The 15,552-nt window shown below is 60.8% G+C and carries 14 protein-coding genes; 9 read left to right on the forward strand and 5 right to left on the reverse strand.

Annotation, left to right across the window (positions count from 1 at the left end; translation table 11 throughout):
- Positions 1-12: 12 nt before the first annotated feature.
- Both AB9L16_RS04145 and AB9L16_RS04150 read left to right on the forward strand, forming a co-directional pair.
- Positions 13-960, forward strand: coding sequence for a LysR substrate-binding domain-containing protein (locus AB9L16_RS04145; RefSeq protein ID WP_016771630.1), 948 nt, complete (start codon positions 13-15; stop codon positions 958-960).
- A gap of 200 nt (positions 961-1,160) precedes the next feature.
- The gene (locus AB9L16_RS04150; protein ID WP_016771629.1) at positions 1,161-1,568 is read left to right on the forward strand and encodes an HPF/RaiA family ribosome-associated protein; all 408 of its coding nucleotides are present in this window, start codon (positions 1,161-1,163) and stop codon (positions 1,566-1,568) included.
- A gap of 10 nt (positions 1,569-1,578) precedes the next feature.
- On the opposite strand, the gene AB9L16_RS04155 is transcribed toward AB9L16_RS04150, so the two are convergent.
- The 4 genes from AB9L16_RS04155 to AB9L16_RS04170 form a co-directional block, all read right to left on the reverse strand.
- On the reverse strand, positions 1,579-2,589 hold the full coding sequence (locus tag AB9L16_RS04155) for a hypothetical protein (RefSeq protein WP_375123144.1): 1,011 nt from the start codon (positions 2,587-2,589) through the stop codon (positions 1,579-1,581).
- 69 nt (positions 2,590-2,658) lie between these two features.
- Positions 2,659-4,992 carry a TonB-dependent Fe(3+) dicitrate receptor FecA gene (fecA, locus tag AB9L16_RS04160; protein ID WP_375123145.1) on the reverse strand — a complete coding sequence of 778 codons (2,334 nt, stop codon included), beginning with the start codon at positions 4,990-4,992 and terminating at the stop codon, positions 2,659-2,661.
- Positions 4,993-5,154: 162 nt separating this feature from the next.
- Positions 5,155-6,087, reverse strand: a complete 933-nt coding sequence (locus AB9L16_RS04165; RefSeq protein WP_375123146.1) for a DUF4880 domain-containing protein — start codon at positions 6,085-6,087, stop codon at positions 5,155-5,157.
- Complete coding sequence (locus AB9L16_RS04170) at positions 6,084-6,614, reverse strand: sigma-70 family RNA polymerase sigma factor (protein ID WP_341639119.1); 531 nt, start codon at positions 6,612-6,614, stop codon at positions 6,084-6,086. Before AB9L16_RS04170 ends, AB9L16_RS04165 begins: the two co-directional genes overlap by 4 nt.
- Before the next feature lie 145 nt (positions 6,615-6,759).
- On the opposite strand from AB9L16_RS04170, the gene AB9L16_RS04175 reads away from it, so the two are divergent.
- From AB9L16_RS04175 to AB9L16_RS04200, 6 genes are all read left to right on the forward strand, one after another.
- Positions 6,760-7,065 (forward strand): DUF3649 domain-containing protein, encoded by a 306-nt coding sequence (locus AB9L16_RS04175; RefSeq protein WP_041479671.1) that lies wholly within the window; start codon positions 6,760-6,762, stop codon positions 7,063-7,065.
- Complete coding sequence (locus tag AB9L16_RS04180; protein ID WP_375123147.1) at positions 7,062-8,645, forward strand: PepSY-associated TM helix domain-containing protein; 1,584 nt, start codon at positions 7,062-7,064, stop codon at positions 8,643-8,645. The genes AB9L16_RS04175 and AB9L16_RS04180 overlap by 4 nt, the downstream gene beginning before the upstream one ends.
- Positions 8,645-8,971 carry a DUF3325 domain-containing protein gene (locus AB9L16_RS04185; RefSeq protein WP_150636167.1) on the forward strand — a complete coding sequence of 109 codons (327 nt, stop codon included), beginning with the start codon at positions 8,645-8,647 and terminating at the stop codon, positions 8,969-8,971. The genes AB9L16_RS04180 and AB9L16_RS04185 overlap by 1 nt, the downstream gene beginning before the upstream one ends.
- A gap of 1 nt (position 8,972) precedes the next feature.
- Positions 8,973-9,539, forward strand: coding sequence for an RNA polymerase sigma factor (locus AB9L16_RS04190; protein ID WP_071174434.1), 567 nt, complete (start codon positions 8,973-8,975; stop codon positions 9,537-9,539).
- Positions 9,536-10,525 (forward strand): FecR domain-containing protein, encoded by a 990-nt coding sequence (locus AB9L16_RS04195; RefSeq protein WP_375123148.1) that lies wholly within the window; start codon positions 9,536-9,538, stop codon positions 10,523-10,525. The genes AB9L16_RS04190 and AB9L16_RS04195 overlap by 4 nt, the downstream gene beginning before the upstream one ends.
- A 212-nt stretch (positions 10,526-10,737) precedes the next feature.
- Positions 10,738-13,167, forward strand: a complete 2,430-nt coding sequence (locus AB9L16_RS04200) for a TonB-dependent siderophore receptor (RefSeq protein ID WP_375123149.1) — start codon at positions 10,738-10,740, stop codon at positions 13,165-13,167.
- 462 nt (positions 13,168-13,629) lie between these two features.
- Here AB9L16_RS04200 and AB9L16_RS04205 read toward each other — a convergent pair whose 3' ends face one another.
- Positions 13,630-14,505: a helix-turn-helix domain-containing protein gene (locus AB9L16_RS04205; protein WP_375123150.1), complete on the reverse strand. Its 876-nt coding sequence runs from the start codon at positions 14,503-14,505 to the stop codon at positions 13,630-13,632.
- A gap of 140 nt (positions 14,506-14,645) precedes the next feature.
- Between AB9L16_RS04205 and AB9L16_RS04210 the strand changes: the two genes are divergently transcribed.
- Positions 14,646-15,548, forward strand: coding sequence for a DMT family transporter (locus AB9L16_RS04210; protein WP_150636173.1), 903 nt, complete (start codon positions 14,646-14,648; stop codon positions 15,546-15,548).
- Positions 15,549-15,552: the final 4 nt, after the last annotated feature.

The raw sequence follows: 15,552 nt of genomic DNA on the forward strand, positions 1-15,552 counted from the left end.
CAGGACTAAACAATGAGTCGTCAATTGCATGCCCAGACCTACGTCTGGCTGCAGGTGTTTGCCTGTGCCGCGCGGCACCTGTCGTTCACCCGTTGTGCCGAAGAGCTGCACATCACCCCGGGCGCGGTCAGCCAGCAGATCCGCCAATTGGAAGAGCGCCTGGGTTTTCGCCTGTTTCATCGGCGAGCGCGGGGCGTTGAGTTGAGCGCGCAGGGGCAGCGGCTGGCGATTACTGTCAATGAAGCCTATGGCAGCATCGATGCGGAGCTGCGCCGGCTGGACGCGGGGATGATCAGCGGAACTCTGCGGTTGCGGTCGATCCCGTCGTTTCTCGGCAAGTGGCTGACTCCGCGCCTGCCGCGCTTGCAGCAACGCTTTCCGGACATCCAGTTGCGCCTGGTGGCCGAGGACAGCAGCGTGCCGTTGCACGAAGGCGATTTCGATCTGGCCATCGACCTCAACGATGGCAGTTACCCCGGATTGTTATCCACAGCCTTGCTCGACGAGCAGATTTTCCCGGTGTGCGCGCCGAGCCTGTTACGTGGGCGACCGCCGTTGCACGGGCCGGCGGATCTGGTGCATTTCCCGTTGCTGCACGACATCACCGCCTGGCGTGGCAGTTACGAATACGCGGAATGGGAGTTCTATTTGAATGCGATCGGCTTCGAAGGCGCCGATGTGCGGCGCGGCCACACGTTCAATCGCAATCACTTGACCATCGAAGCGGCGATTGCCGGTATGGGCGTGGCGATTGCCCGGCGCACGTTGCTCAATGATGAGCTGGAGCGCGGCACTTTGATTGTGCCGTTCGGGTTGTCGGTGCCCAACCATAAACGCTACGTGCTGCTATATGCGCCGGGGGCGTTGAGCCATCCGGGCGTGCGCGCTGTGCATGACTGGCTGGTGGAGGAGGCGGGGATTTTTCGCAGCCTGCACCCGCTGAATGAGCAACAGATGTGAGCAGATTTTTCTGCGGAGCGGGTCGACCCAACTCCCGACATTAACAGCGCCCAGCTCGGTTGTCCGGCTTTTTTTGCGAATGAATATTTTTCTTTTTTCAGGGGTTGAAATGTTCGTCGCTCGGGCCGATTGTTGTAACCAGGAGGTCAGGAAATTCAACTCAAGGCCTCCAGCGAGCTAGCTGAAATAAGGGATGAACTATGCAAATCCAAGTCAACAGCGATAACCATATTCAAAGCAGTAAGCGACTGGAGGAGTGGGTACGTACAACTATTGAGAGCACGCTCGACCGTTATGAAGAAGACCTGACCCGTGTCGAAGTCCATCTGAGCGACGAGAACGGCGAGAAACCAGGTCCCCATGACTTGCGCTGCCAACTGGAAGCGCGGCCAAAAGGCCACCAACCGATTTCCGTGACCCACAAAGCCGATTCGCTGGAACAGGCGATCGACGGTGCTGCCGAGAAACTCGAGCACAAACTGGATCATCTGTTCGGCAAACTGCGAGGTAAACCACGCGCCGCTGTAGTGCCATTTACCGGCAAAGCCAACGACAAGCTGTTGGCGGAAGAATTTGACGAGAACGAACAGGCAGCGATCAACAGTTGATGCGCTGATTTCACAAGTAACCAAAGGAGAACGGGCCTGCTGATGCAGGCCCGTTTTTTGTTTGTGGTGTTGGTGATTGCTCGCAGGGTTTAAGACCGTAGCCCCTCACCCCAGCCCTCTCCCGAGGGAGAGGGAGCCGATCCCGGTTGTTTTCAAGTCCAGCGTTCGGCTCGATATTGCAGGCGAGCGTAAATCGTAAATACACCTCGGTCAGTCCCTCACCCTCTGGGAGAGGGGGCCGATTCCGGTTGTTTTCAAGTCCAGCGTTCGGCTCGATATTGCAGGTGAGCGTAAATCGTAAATACACCTCGGTCAGTCCCTCACCCTCTGGGAGAGGGGGCCGATCCCGGTTGTTTTCAAGTCCAGTGTTCGGCTCGATATTGCAGGCGAGCGCAATTCGTAAATACACCTCGGTCAGTCCCTCACCCTCTGGGAGAGGGGGCCGATCCCGGTTGTTTTCAAGTCCAGCGTTCGGCTCGATATTGCAGGCGAGCGTAAATCGTAAATACACCTCGGTCAGTCCCTCACCCTCTGGGAGAGGGAGCCGATCCCGGTTGTTTTCAAGTCCAGCGTTCGGCTCGATATTGCAGGCGAGCGTAAAGCGTAAATACACCTCGGTCAGTCCCTCACCCTCTGGGAGAGGGGGCCGATCCCGGTTGTTTTCAAGTCCAGCGTTCGGCTCGATATTGCAGGCGAGCGTAAAGCGTAAATACACCTCGGTCAGTCCCTCACCCTCTGGGAGAGGGGGCCGATTCCGGTTGTTTTCAAGTCCAGCGTTCGGCTCGATATTGCAGGCGAGCGCAAATCGTAAATACACCTCGGTCAGTCCCTCACCCTCTGGGAGAGGGGGCCGATTCCGGTTGTTTTCAAGTCCAGCGTTCGGCTCGATATTGCAGGCGAGCGTAAATCGTAAATACACCTCGGTCAGTCCCTCACCCTCTGGGAGAGGGGGCCGATTCCGGTTGTTTTCAAGTCCAGCGTTCGGCTCGATATTGCAGGCGAGCGTAAAGCGTAAATACACCTCGGTCAGTTCCCTCTCCCTTTGGGAGAGGGTTAGGGTGAGGGGCTTTTGATCTTCGATGGGGTGGGGTCAGAACGCCACCGACGTCTGCACATAAACCGTCCGCGGCTCTCCCACGTACTTGCCCTTGTTGTTGTCATCGAACGAGCGTGTGAAGTACTGCGTGTTGAAGATGTTCTTCACGCCCACCGCCACATTCAAATCCGACAGTTGCGGTCCGAAGTCATACCCGGCGCGGCTGCTGAACAGCATGTAACCGGGGATCTTGCCAGTGCTGCCATCGGCACTTTCCTTCGAGGTGTTGGCGTTGTCGGCGAACTGGTCGCTCTGGAAGCTGCTGTCCAGATTCAGCTTCCATGGCCCTTCGGTATAACCGACGCCAATCGTGCCTTTGTGCTTGGAGGAAAACGGCACGCGGTTGCCTTTGTTCGGCCCGTCTTCGCGAATGGTCGCATCGACATACGCATACGTGGCGTAGACATCGAAACCGGCCAGCGCCGGACTCAGATCATCAAGCGCGTAATTGACGCTGGTCTCGATGCCCTGATGGCGGGTTTCGCCGCGAGCGATCACCGAGTCGTTGGTCTGGTTGCTTTCGTACTGGTTGTCGAAGTTGATCAGGAATGCGCCGATTTCCGCGCGCAGGGCACCGTTGTCATAGCGCGTGCCGAGTTCCCAGGTGCGGGCTTTTTCCGGCTTCACTTCGCCGCTGCTGACCCGGTTGGGCATCTGGCTGTATTGCACGCTGCCGAACGAGCCTTCGGTATTGGCATACAGGTTCCAGCTGTCGGTGAGGTGATAAAGCACGTTCAGCGCCGGCAGCGCGGTGTTGTAGTCGCCCTTGTATTTGACGTTGGTCAGGTTGTTGGTCTGTTGCGACTCGATCATCTCGTAGCGCACGCCCGGGGTGATGGTCCATTTGCCGATGTCGATGCGGTCATCGACGAAGAATGCGTTGGCCTCGGTACCACCGCGAGTGTCACGGTCGTTGCGGCTGCTGGTGGTCGGGTATTCGTTGGCGCTGATCGGCGTGCGATAGCGCAGTTCGTGGCCGGCCTCATTGATGTAGCGGTAGCCGACGCCGACTTCGTGGCTGCTCGGACCCAGGTCGAAGCCTTGGGCGAAACGGGTTTCCAGACCACGCACCCAATACTCGCGAGGCGACAGCGAAAGAAACGTGCCCTGATCCAGATAACCGCTGCGCAGGGTTTTGGTGAAGAAGGTGTTGGCGGTGAATTCTCGGCGATCTTGCTGATAGCGATAGCCGAAGTTGAACATCGTGCGGCGCCCCCAGAACTGGTCTTTCGGTCGCGTCGACTGATACGGATCGGCATCGTAATCGGCGACATTGAGACCGCCGGGCATGTCGGCCTTGCCCTCGTAATACTGGGCCATGGCGTTGAAGCTGTTGGCGTCGTCGAGCTGGTACTTGCCCTTGAGGATCAGGTCGTCGATCTCGGTATCGCTGTGTTCACGCCAGTCACCACCACGGGTGCCGGAGTACAGCAAGGCGCCACCGAGGCCGTTGGCGTTGGTGCCGCCGGCCAGCAGATTGGCGCTGGTCTTGAAACCGTCGTGGCTCGACGATGGGCTTGTTTCAGTCTGCAAACCACCCTTGACCGTTGGCTCGTCGGGAATCGCCCGGGTCACGAAGTTGACCACGCCGCCGACGTTCTGCGGGCCGTAACGTACCGCACCGCCGCCACGCACCACGTCCACGGCATCCATGTTGCCCATGCTGATCGGCGCGAACGAAAGCTGCGGCTGACCATACGGCGCGAACGGCACCGGGATGCCGTCCATCAATACTGTCGAGCGTGCGGCCAGGCGCGGATTCAAACCGCGAATGCCGAAGTTCAGTGCCATGTCGTGGCTGCCGGTGCCGTTGTTCTCCGGCGCATTCACACCGGGGATGCGGTTGAGCACGTCGCGGGCCTGGGTCGCGCCCTGGCGTTCGAACTCTTCGCGGCGGATCACATCACGCGCGCCGGGGTGTTCGAAGACATTGATCTGCGCCGCATCGCCGAGCCAGTCGCCGACTACGGTCGAGGTGCCCAGCTCCAGCGCCGCGTCAGCCAGCGGTTGCAGGCTGAAGGCGTTATTACCCTCGGCGCGGGCTTGCAGGCCGGTGCCTTCGAGCAAGGCATCGAGGCCTTGTTGCGCGGTGTAATTGCCTTCCAGACCACGGCTTTGCACGCCGCTGGTGACTTGCGAACCGAAGGAAATCAGTACGCCTGCTTCACGGCCAAACTGGTTGAGCGCGGTTTCCAGCGATGCCGGGGCGATGTGATAAACCTTGGCTTCGGCACCCATCGCGGCGGGCAGGGCGGTGAAACTCAGGCTGGCGCCGAGCAGAAGATTGCGCAGGCTGCGGGCCAGTGGCGTAAGGCGGGTGGGCTGCATGTGGATGATCCTGAGAAGGTGGAATCAAGGGGGCTTTCCTTCTCTGTCACGCCAGATCTGAAAAACGGCTCATTTATTTTTTCAGAATCAAAAGATCGCAGCCTTCGGCAGCTCCTACAGAAAAAATGCATTCCAAATGTAGGAGCCGCCGAAGGCTGCGATCTAAACCCGCGCTTCGACGCTCACCCAATAACGGGTAAAGCGCTTCACTTGCACCGGCAGACTGATCTGCAGCAGGTCGAGAATCCGCTCGCTGTCATCCAGTGGATACGTCCCGGAAATCAGCAGATCGGCAACCTGACTGTCGCACCGCAGCTGCCCGCGCCGGTAGCGGCCAAGCTCTTCGAGGAAATCGCCGAGGCGCATATGGGCGGCGACCAGCATGCCGTCGGTCCAGGCGCCGCTGTTGGCGTCCAGCGGTTTGGGGGCGCTGACCGAGCTGGCAGTAAAACTCAACTGCCGCGCGATCGGCAGCAGCAGGGGCGCGCGCTGGCTGGCGATGAGTTCGACTCGTCCTTCGAACAGGGCGATCTGCGTGCGATCGGCAAAGTGGCGCACATTGAGGCGCGCACTTTGGGTTTTCAGCACACCGTGTGCCGTACGTATTTCGAACGGATTTGCAGCGCTCAACAGCATTTCGCCTTCAAGCAGACGAATAGACCGCTGCGTACCATCAACATCAACCGAGCTGGCGGTATTGAGCTGCAACGAATCGGCACCGCCCAGGCCGATCTTGCGCCGCTGGCCGACCGGCGTGCGGTAATCGGCGAGCAGCGACGGCAACGGCGTGTGCTCGCGCATGCCCCAGGTCGCCGCTGAGCCGGCACCGAGAATCAGCAACATTTTCAGCGCCTGACGGCGACTGCCGGACTTCGGTCCGTTCAACGCGGCGTGGGCCAACGGCGACGACACGCCGCGCAAGCGCTGGTTGACCCGTTGCATGTGTTCCCACGCTCGGCGGTGTTCGCTGTGTGCATCCAGCCATTGTTGCCAGGCCTGTTGCTGGCGCGAGGTCAGCGTGCCCTGCTGCATTTCCAGCAACCAGTGCACCGCCTGTTCGGCGACTTGCGCGGAGAAATCCGGCGTGCGATTCACAGGGCGAAATAGCAGCGCATGGCCGCTTTGTTCAAATGGCGTTTGACCGTGGCCACCGAGATTCCCAGTTCTGCGGCGATCTGTGGATAAGTCAGACCATCGACCTGAGCGAGCAGGAACGCGCGTTTGATCTGGCGCGGCAAACCGTCGAGCAGCTCATCGAGTTCGACCAATGTCTGCAGGATGATCGCTTTGTGCTCTTCTGACGGCGCGACCATTTCAGGCATCTGCGCCAGCGTCTCGAGGTAGGCGCGTTCCACATCCTGCCGCCGGTAATGATTGAACAGCACGCGCTTGGCCAGGGTGGTGAGAAAGGCGCGCGGTTCGATGATCAGCGGTGGCTCGCGGGCGGTCAGCACTTTGATGAACGTGTCCTGGGCCAGATCCGCCGCACTGTCCGGGCAGCCGAGCTTGCGCCGCAACCAGCCGGTGAGCCAACTGTGATGGGCATGGTAGAGCGATTCGACGGGATGGGCGGGCGGCAACGAAATGACTCCGGACGCAAAACTTGCGTAGAGAACGTGCATTAGAGAACAAGAACGGTTCGCATTGTAGAGGCTGGCGATAGTGTCCGGCAATCAGATGCTTTTGCGTATGATAATATTTATCATTAATATTGCTCGCCTGTAGATTCGGCTTGTCGGCCGAACGTTTCCGTTTCAGGGTCGAAACATGAAAGGCAAACTCGCCACCCTTCCCATGTCCTATCGTCTGGCCGTCACTTCGCGAGTGCTGGCGGCGATTTTCGGCGGCTATCTGGTCGCGGCGCTGGCCAGTGTCACCCTGACGTTGTGGCTGCCGCTGAACCGCGCCGAAGCGGTGGTCACTGGCATGACTGTGTCCTTTCTGGTCTATCTGGTTGCCGTGCTCTGGTGCTTTGCCTGCCGCAGCGCGTGGTCGGCGTGGGTCGGCCTGTTGGTGCCGAGCGTGATTCTCGCCACCGTTTCCGGTGCCGCGCGCGGTCTGGGGCTGGCATGAAGGAAGGGTTCCGGCAGGCGATGGCCTGGCTGCACACCTGGGCCGGGCTGGTGTTCGGCTGGCTGCTGTTCGCGATTTTCCTCACGGGAACGCTGGCTTACTTCAAAGATGAAATCAGCCACTGGATGCAGCCGGAGATCGCAGCACATTCGCTTGATAGCGAAGCGAGCCTGGCGCAGGCGCAAGATTATCTGCAACAACACGCCGCCGGTGCCTCGCGCTGGCTGATCGATCTGCCCGATGCCCGCGACCCCGGTCTGACCGTGCGCTGGCAGCAGGCGCCGGGCAAACCCGGCGAGCGCGGCCGCTTCGAATCCCGAACTCTCGACGCTCAGACCGGGGCCGAGGTGCAGGGCCGCGAAAGCATGGGCGGCGAGTTCTTTTACCGTTTCCACTTCCAGTTGCAGATGCCTTACCCGTGGGGGCGCTGGCTGGCGACCCTCGCCGCGATGGTGATGTTCGTTGCGTTGATCAGCGGCATCATCACCCACAAGAAAATCTTCAAGGACTTCTTCACCTTCCGCCCGCGCAAGGGCCAGCGTTCCTGGCTCGACGGGCATAACGCCGTGGGCGTGCTGGTGCTGCCGTTTCACTTGATGATCACCTACAGCAGCCTGGTGATTTTTATGTCGATGGTCATGCCGGCGAGCATCGTCGCCTCTTACGGCAGCGACGTGCGCAAGTTCTACGACGAAGTCTTTCCCGCCTCGAAGACCCCCGAGCGCGCCGATATCGCCGCGCCGCTGACCGCCATGGCGCCGCTACTGGCCAAGGTCAGCGAGCAGTGGTCGGGCGGCCATACCGCGCGCCTGTCGGTGAGCAACCCGGGCGATGCCAGCGCCACGGTAGTGCTGTCCCGCGCGGGCGATCGGGTGGTGCATGATTTCGGCCGGGCGGTGACCTTCAACGGCGTCACCGGGCAGCTTCTGAGCAGCACCCCCGATCAACCCATAGCGATGGCGGTGGGTGGCGCGTTCTACGGTTTGCACATGGGCCATTTCGCCGGGCCGCTGTTGCGCTGGCTGTATTTCATTTGCGGACTGGCCGGCACGGCGATGATTGGCACCGGGCTGGTGATCTGGCTCGGCAAGCGGCAGCTCAAGCACATGAAAAGCGCGGCGCTGCCGTTCGAATTGCGCCTGGTCGAGGTGCTGAATATCGCCAGCATGGCCGGCCTGGTATCGGCGGTGGCGGTGTTCTTTTTAGCCAATCGACTGTTGCCGGTGAGTCTGGCGGGGCGGGCCGATTGGGAAGTGAATGCGTTTTTTATTGCCTGGGGGCTTAGCCTGTTGCACGCGGTATTGCGTCCGGGACGCAAGGCGTGGATCGAACAGCTGACGCTCGGCGCCGCGCTGTTTATCGCGGTGCCGCTGATCAATGCGCTGACCACACCGTGGAATCTTGGCGCGACCCTGATGCAGCGCGACTGGGCACTGGCCGGATTTGATCTGACGTGTCTGGCGACGGGACTTTTTCTCGGCTGGGCTGCGCGCAAGATGCAGCGTACGGGCGACCGCGTCAGCGTTCGCAAAGCAAGTTCTTCGCCTCGCTCGAACACAGTTGAACAGGGGGCCAACTGATGCTGCTGGCCCTGTTGCTCACCTATGCCGGCTTCACCGCGTTGTGCCTGTCGATGCCACGCCATCATGCCGAGTTGCTCGGCGCCAAACCGTCGACGCGCCGCCGTCAGGGTCTGGCGGTGGCGGGATGGCTGTTGCTGGCGCTTTCGCTGTGGGCGGCGGTGGCGGCCGGTGGCTGGAGTTTCGGTCTGGTCGACTGGTTCGCGGTGCTGATGCTCAGTGCTTTGGCACTGGTGCTGTTGCTGCCGTATCGCCCGCGTCTGGCCATGGCACTGGCCGGGTTGAGCCTGCTGGCGAGCCCGGTCGCCGCATGGGCGCAGTGCTGAAGTGCTGATCGGTCTGCCGCCGGAATCGCGTGACGATGAAGCGCGTGGCGCGCGTGCGCATTTTCTTCAGGTGTTTCTGTCACAGCGTGCGCAAATGGAAGCGCTGGTGAACCGGCGCGTGGGTTGTCGGGCGACGGCGGCGGATCTGGTCCAGGATCTGTTTTTGCGCTTCTGGCGGCGGCCGCTGGTGCAGGTCGAAGAACTCAGCACCTATCTGCTGCGCTGCGCCGGCAACATCGCCATCGATCATTTACGCAGCGAAGGCACGCGCACGCGGGTCAACGAAGGCTGGCAGCCGGACGAACCCGACAGCCACGGCAGTGAGCCTCAGGCCGCGCTGGAAGCGGGCAACGATCTGCGCCATGTCGAAGCCGCGTTGCGCGCCTTGCCCGAGCGTACCCGGCAGATCTTTCTGCTCAATCGCATTCACGGGCGCAAGTACGCCGACATCGCCAAGGCCATGGGCCTGTCCCAAAGTGCCGTGGAAAAACATATGATGCGCGCCCTCGAGGCCTGCAAGGCCAGCCTGCGCGACCCCGCGCCACGCCTGCCAGGGAAAGCACCGTGAAGCCATCCGATCCGATCACACCGACGCCGGCCCAGGAGCAGGCCGCGCTGGCCTGGCTGAGCCTGTTGCACGACCGCCCGAGCACTGGCGATCAACTCACCTTCAGCCAATGGCTGCGCGCCGATCCGGCCCATGCCGAAGCGTATGCGCAGGCGCAGGTGATCTGGGAACTCAGCGAAAGCCCCGCGCGCACGCTGGCCGATGAAGATGCGTTCGCGCTGCAAGGTTATCTGCAGGCGATGCACGCCCCGCGTCGTTCGCCGATGTTGCGTTGGTCTGGAGCGCTGGCGCTGGCCGCGTGTCTGCTGCTGATGGTCAGCCTCGGCACCGGGTGGCAGGCGCAGCGCTGGCTCGACGATCTGCGCGCTGATCATGTCTCGGCACCTGGGGAAATCCGCACGGTGACTCTGGCCGATCAGTCGCAAGTGACACTGGATGCCGACAGTGCGATTGCTGTGGATTTCAGTCATGGCCAGCGCCGCGTGAAATTGATCAGAGGTGCTGCTTTCTTCAGCGTCACCCACACCGGCGACCCTTTTGTGGTGGCGGCGGAGCAGGGCGAGGCGCGGGTGCTCGGCACCCAGTTCGAAGTACGTCGGCAACCTCACGGCGCACAAGTGACGGTATTGTCCGGGCGTGTCGCGGTGACGGCAGACGAGCATGCCCAACAGCAGATTCTCACGGCCGGCCAGCAAGTTGCCTACGCCGACGGCACTGCGGAAAAACTGCATCCCGTGGACAGTGAAGCGCAACTGGCCTGGCGTCAGGGTTGGCTGACCTACTACAAGACCACGCTGGCCGATGTCGTCGAGGATCTGCGCCGCTATTACCCGGGGCGGATTGTGCTGCTCAACGATGAGCTGGCGGCGCGCAAGGTCAGCGGCAGCTTTCCGAGCAAGGATCCGCAGGCGGTGCTCAATTCGTTGCAGGGGGTACTGGGATTTGAGCAGCATCGGGTGTTGGGGCAACTGATTATTTTGCGCTGAGGCTGCCGGCCTCTTCGCGAGCAGGCTCGCTCCCACAGGGTACGCATTCCAAAGGTGGGAGCGAGCCTGCTCGCGAAGGCGTCAGCCCAGGCAACAAATCCCCCGCAAAATATTTTCAAATTAAAGGTGAGGTAACCCCGAGCCCCATCCGTGTAGTGACTGAAACTGCGAGCCATTCGCATCCGTTGCGGTTCTACACAGGTCATTGAGCAATGAAGTCCAGGGCAAAATCCGGTTCGGTCAAACAGTGGTTGGGCATGTCGGCGTTGAGTTTTTCCGCGTTGGCATTGCTGCCGATGAGTATCGCGCTGGCGGCAGAAGCGGTGAGCAATCAGGCGCAACAGCAATTCAATTTTGCCCTCGCCGCGAAACCGTTGCCGCAAGCCCTGAGCGACTTCAGCCGCGTGACCGGGCAAAGCGTGGTCTACACCGATGAAGCGCCGTACGGCCTCAATGCTCCGGCAGTCAACGGCCAGATGAGCGCCGAACAGGCCCTGCAACGTCTGCTCGGCAATTCCGGCCTGAGCTTTCGCCGCACCGACAGTCATACCCTGGCGCTGGAGCCGTTGCCGACCGAAGGGGCGCTTAATCTCGGCGCCACCACCATCACGTCCACGCGCGACGAATCGATGAGCTATCAGCCGCCGGAAACCAGTTCGGTGATGCGCTCATCGGCGTCGCTGCAAGAAATTCCACAGACGGTCAATGTCATCCCGGCGCAGGTCATTCGCGATCAGGCGCCGCGCAATCTCGATGACGCGCTGGCCAATGTCAGCGGCATCACCCAGGGCAACACCTTGGGCAGTACCCAGGACTCGGTGATGACTCGCGGTTTCGGTGACAATCGCAACGGCTCAATTATGCGCGACGGCATGCCGCTGGTGCAGGGCCGTGGCATGAACGCGACCGTGGATCGCGTCGAAGTGCTCAAAGGCCCGGCCTCGTTGCTCTACGGGATTCAGGATCCGGGTGGCGTGGTCAACCTGGTCAGCAAGAAGCCGGAACTGACCCAGTACAACGCCGTGACCGTGCGCGGTTCGACCTACGGTGACGGCAAGAACGGTAGCGGTGGCGCCTTCGACAGCACCGGCGCGCTGGGCGACTCCGGCTTCGCCTATCGCATGGTCGTCGATCATGAAGACGAAGATTACTGGCGCAACTTCGGCACCCACCGCGAGACGCTGATCGCACCGTCGCTGGCCTGGTACGGCGAGCGCACCAAGCTGTTGTTCGCCTACGAGCACCGCGAGTTTCTCACCCCCTTCGACCGTGGCACGCTGATCGATCCGCGCACCAACCATCCGCTGGATATCTCGCGCAAGCAGCGTCTCGATGAGCCGTTCAACGACATGGAAGGGCGCTCGGATCTGTACCATTTCGAAGCCGACCACGAACTCAACGACGACTGGAAAGCCCACTTCGGCTACAGCTGGAACCGCGAAACCTACGATGCCAGCCAAGTGCGCGTGACTGCGATCGACACCAACAAAGGCACACTGACCCGCAGCATGGACGGCACCCAGAATGCGATCAGCACCGATCGTTTCACCACCGCCAGCCTCGAAGGCAAGGTGAATGTACTGGGCATGCAGCATGATCTGGTGTTCGGCGTCGATGACGAGTACCGCAAGATCTACCGCGAAGATCTGATCCGGCAGAAAAGCCTGACCACGTTCAGCTATCTCAACCCGGTGTATGGTCGCGAAGTGATGGGCACTACGGTGAGTGCGCCCGACAGTGCGCAGACCGACAAACTGCGCAGCGATTCGCTGTTCCTGCAGGATTCGATTCACCTCAACGAGCAGTGGATTCTGGTCGCTGGCGGACGTTTTCAGGAGTACGACCAGTACGCCGGCAAAGGCGTGCCGTTCAAGGCCAATACCGACAGCAATGGTCAGAAATGGGTGCCGCGCGCCGGCCTTGTGTATCGCTACAGCGATGCGCTGTCGTTCTACGGCAGCTACACCGAATCCTTCAAACCCAACTCGACCATCGCCCCGCTGAGCGGCAGCAGTACCGTGCTCGACGGCAGCATTGCGCCGGAAGAAGCCAAGTCGTGGGAGCTGGGTGCGCGGCTGGATATGCCGGGCAGCATCACCGGCAATATCGCGTTGTTCGACATCAAGAAACGCAACGTACTGGTGGCCAACTCCGAAGGTCCGACGACGATCTACAGCGCCGCTGGCGAGGTGCGTTCACGCGGGCTGGAAGTCGACCTGAGCGGGCAACTCAGCGAGCACTGGAACCTCATCGGCAGCTATGCCTACACCGATGCCGAAGTCACCGAAGACCCGGAATACAAAGGCAAGCGCCTGCAAAACGTAGCGAAGAATTCCGGCTCGCTGTCGGCGGTGTATGACTTCGGCAATGTGTTTGGCGGCGATCAGTTGCGTGTCGGGGCGGGCGCGCGGTACGTCGGCGAGCGTGCCGGCAACGCGGTGAATGATTTTGACCTGCCGAGCTATACCGTGGCGGATGCGTTTGCCACTTACGACACCACGGTTGAGGGGCAGAAGGTCAAGTTTCAGTTGAACGTGAAGAACCTGTTCGACCGCACTTATTACACCTCTTCGGCGAGCCGCTTCTTTGTGTCGATGGGGGATTCGCGGCAGGTTTCGCTTTCCAGCACGCTGGAGTTTTGAGGCAAGATCAAAAGCCCCTCACCCTAGCCCTCTCCCGGAGGGAGAGGGGACTGACCGTGGGATATTCCAGAGGTACACCGACTTGAACGTGTTGCTTTGAATCCATAATCGATTCGGTGTTTCAGGTCGACGTACAGTGCAAGACAACTCGGTCAGCCCCCTCTCCCTCTGGGAGAGGGGGCTGACCGTGGGATATTCCAGAGGTACACCGACTTGAATGTGTTGCTTTGAATCCATAATCGATTCGGTGTTTCAGGTCGACGTACAGTGCAAGACAACTCGGTCGGCCCCCTCTCCCTCTGGGAGAGGGGGCTGACCGTGGGATATTCCAGAGGTACACCGACTTGAATGTGTTGCTTTGAATCCATAATCGATTCGGTGTTTCAGGTCGACGTACAGTGCAAGACAACTCGGTCGGCCCCCTCTCCCTCTGGGAGAGGGCTGGGGTGAGGGGAAAAGGGCTCAACGCAAAAACGCCTGCCGATACTCGCCCGGCGTCCCACCCAAAACCTGCTTGAACCGATTGGTAAAATGGCTCGCACTGGCAAACCCGCACGCCAGCGCAATCTCGCCCAAGGGCAACGTCGTCCCGCGCAACAATTCCCGCGCCCGACTCAAGCGCCGCGCCAGCACATATTGATGCGGCGGCAGGCCGAAGCTCAGGCGAAACATCCGCGCAAAGTGATATTCCGACAGTGCACACAGCCCGGCCAGTTGCCCGAGGCTGATGGCTTCGCTCAACTGGTTGTCGATGAACTCCACCAGTTGTCGGCGCTGATGTGGCGCCAGCCCGCCCTTCAAGCGCAAGCCGTGTCGCGCACCGACCTGGCTGAGCAAGGTGTGGCTGATCAATTCATGGGCGAGGCTGCTGGTCAGCAAGCGCTCGGCCGGCTCTTGCCAGTTCAGGTTCAGCAACTGCCGAAAGCGCTGCGCCTGCTGCGGATCTTCGAGAAAGGTCTGCTCGCGTAATTGCATCTCGCGCGGTTCGCGATCGAGCAACGTGACGCAACCGAGGGCGAATTGTTCGGCGCTGAAATACAGGTGCGCCAAGCGGATGTCGCCATTGATCACCCAGCCCGATTCGTGATCGGCCGGCAGGATGCACAGCTTGTCCGGCCCGCCTTTGCGGCCCGGCTGGCCACGACGGAATGTGCCGGTGCCGCCGGCGACGTAGCAGGACAGCGTGTGATGACTTGGCGCTTCGTATTCCTGGGCATCGTGGTGGTTGGTCCACAAAGCCGCAGACATGCCGTCACCGAGCTCGGCGCTGTGCACAAGGCGTGCATTCGGCGAGCGGTTGAGGGCTTGAAAGACTTGCAGGGTATCGATAGCAGCCATGTTCTGTTCTCTCCAACGCCTTGCATCCTACTCCGTAGACGCCGCGCTGCCAGCCTGCCGCCAGACAAAAGCGCAAGATTGTGCAAGCGCCGAATGATGACCGAGGCAGACACTCAAGGCCTGTTTAAGGAGTGTTGGCCATGAACCTGTCGTTGTACTTGCTGACCGTACTGATCTGGGGCACCACCTGGATTGCCTTGAAATGGCAATTGGGCGTGGTCGAAATTCCGGTGTCGATTGTCTATCGCTTCGGCCTGGCTGCGCTGGTGTTGTTTGCCCTCTTGCTGCTCAGCCGGCGTCTGCAACCGATGAACCGCCGTGGGCATTTGATTTGTGTGGCTCAAGGGTTATGTCTGTTCTGTGTGAACTTCATGTGCTTTCTGACCGCCAGCCAGTGGATTCCCAGCGGTCTGGTGGCGGTGGTGTTTTCTACGGCGACGTTGTGGAACGCGCTGAATGCGCGGGTGTTTTTCGGCCAGCGCATTGCGCGCAATGTGTTGATGGGCGGTGCGCTGGGGCTGTTCGGTCTGGGGCTGTTGTTCTGGCCGGAACTGGCCGGGCATCAGGCCAGTCCGCAAACCCTGCTGGGGCTGGGTCTGGCGTTGTGTGGCACCTTGTGTTTTTCAGCGGGGAATATGCTTTCGAGCCTGCAACAGAAGGCCGGCCTCAGACCGCTGACCACCAACGCCTGGGGCATGGCCTACGGCGCGGCGATGCTGACGGTGTGGTGTCTGTTCAACGGCATACCCTTCACCATGGACTGGTCGCCGCGATATGTCGGTGCGCTGTTGTATCTAGTGATTCCCGGCTCGGTGATCGGCTTCACCGCGTACCTGACGCTGGTCGGGCGCATGGGCCCGGAGCGGGCGGCTTACTGCACGGTGCTGTTCCCGGTGGTGGCCCTGAACGTGTCGGCGTTTGCCGAAGGTTATCAATGGACCGCGCCAGCGCTGGTCGGGCTGGTGTTGGTGATGTTGGGCAACGTGCTGGTGTTTCGTAAACCGAAAGTGCTGTTGTCTGCGGCTCAAGGGAAGTTGGCTTGATAAA

Origin of the sequence: Pseudomonas sp. LW8 (assembly GCF_041956865.1) — a bacterium.
Lineage (GTDB): Bacteria > Pseudomonadota > Gammaproteobacteria > Pseudomonadales > Pseudomonadaceae > Aquipseudomonas > Aquipseudomonas siliginis.

Excerpts from the sequence above, each read along its gene's own strand:
- AB9L16_RS04145 (WP_016771630.1), top strand. The coding sequence starts at position 13 with ATGAGTCGTCAATTGCATGCCCAGACCTACGTCTGGCTGCAGGTGTTT.
- AB9L16_RS04150 (WP_016771629.1), top strand. The coding sequence starts at position 1,161 with ATGCAAATCCAAGTCAACAGCGATAACCATATTCAAAGCAGTAAGCGA.
- fecA (WP_375123145.1), bottom strand. The coding sequence starts at position 4,992 with ATGCAGCCCACCCGCCTTACGCCACTGGCCCGCAGCCTGCGCAATCTT.
- AB9L16_RS04170 (WP_341639119.1), bottom strand. The coding sequence starts at position 6,614 with ATGCACGTTCTCTACGCAAGTTTTGCGTCCGGAGTCATTTCGTTGCCG.
- AB9L16_RS04175 (WP_041479671.1), top strand. The coding sequence starts at position 6,760 with ATGAAAGGCAAACTCGCCACCCTTCCCATGTCCTATCGTCTGGCCGTC.
- AB9L16_RS04180 (WP_375123147.1), top strand. The coding sequence starts at position 7,062 with ATGAAGGAAGGGTTCCGGCAGGCGATGGCCTGGCTGCACACCTGGGCC.
- AB9L16_RS04185 (WP_150636167.1), top strand. The coding sequence starts at position 8,645 with ATGCTGCTGGCCCTGTTGCTCACCTATGCCGGCTTCACCGCGTTGTGC.
- AB9L16_RS04200 (WP_375123149.1), top strand. The coding sequence starts at position 10,738 with ATGAAGTCCAGGGCAAAATCCGGTTCGGTCAAACAGTGGTTGGGCATG.
- AB9L16_RS04205 (WP_375123150.1), bottom strand. The coding sequence starts at position 14,505 with ATGGCTGCTATCGATACCCTGCAAGTCTTTCAAGCCCTCAACCGCTCG.
- AB9L16_RS04210 (WP_150636173.1), top strand. The coding sequence starts at position 14,646 with ATGAACCTGTCGTTGTACTTGCTGACCGTACTGATCTGGGGCACCACC.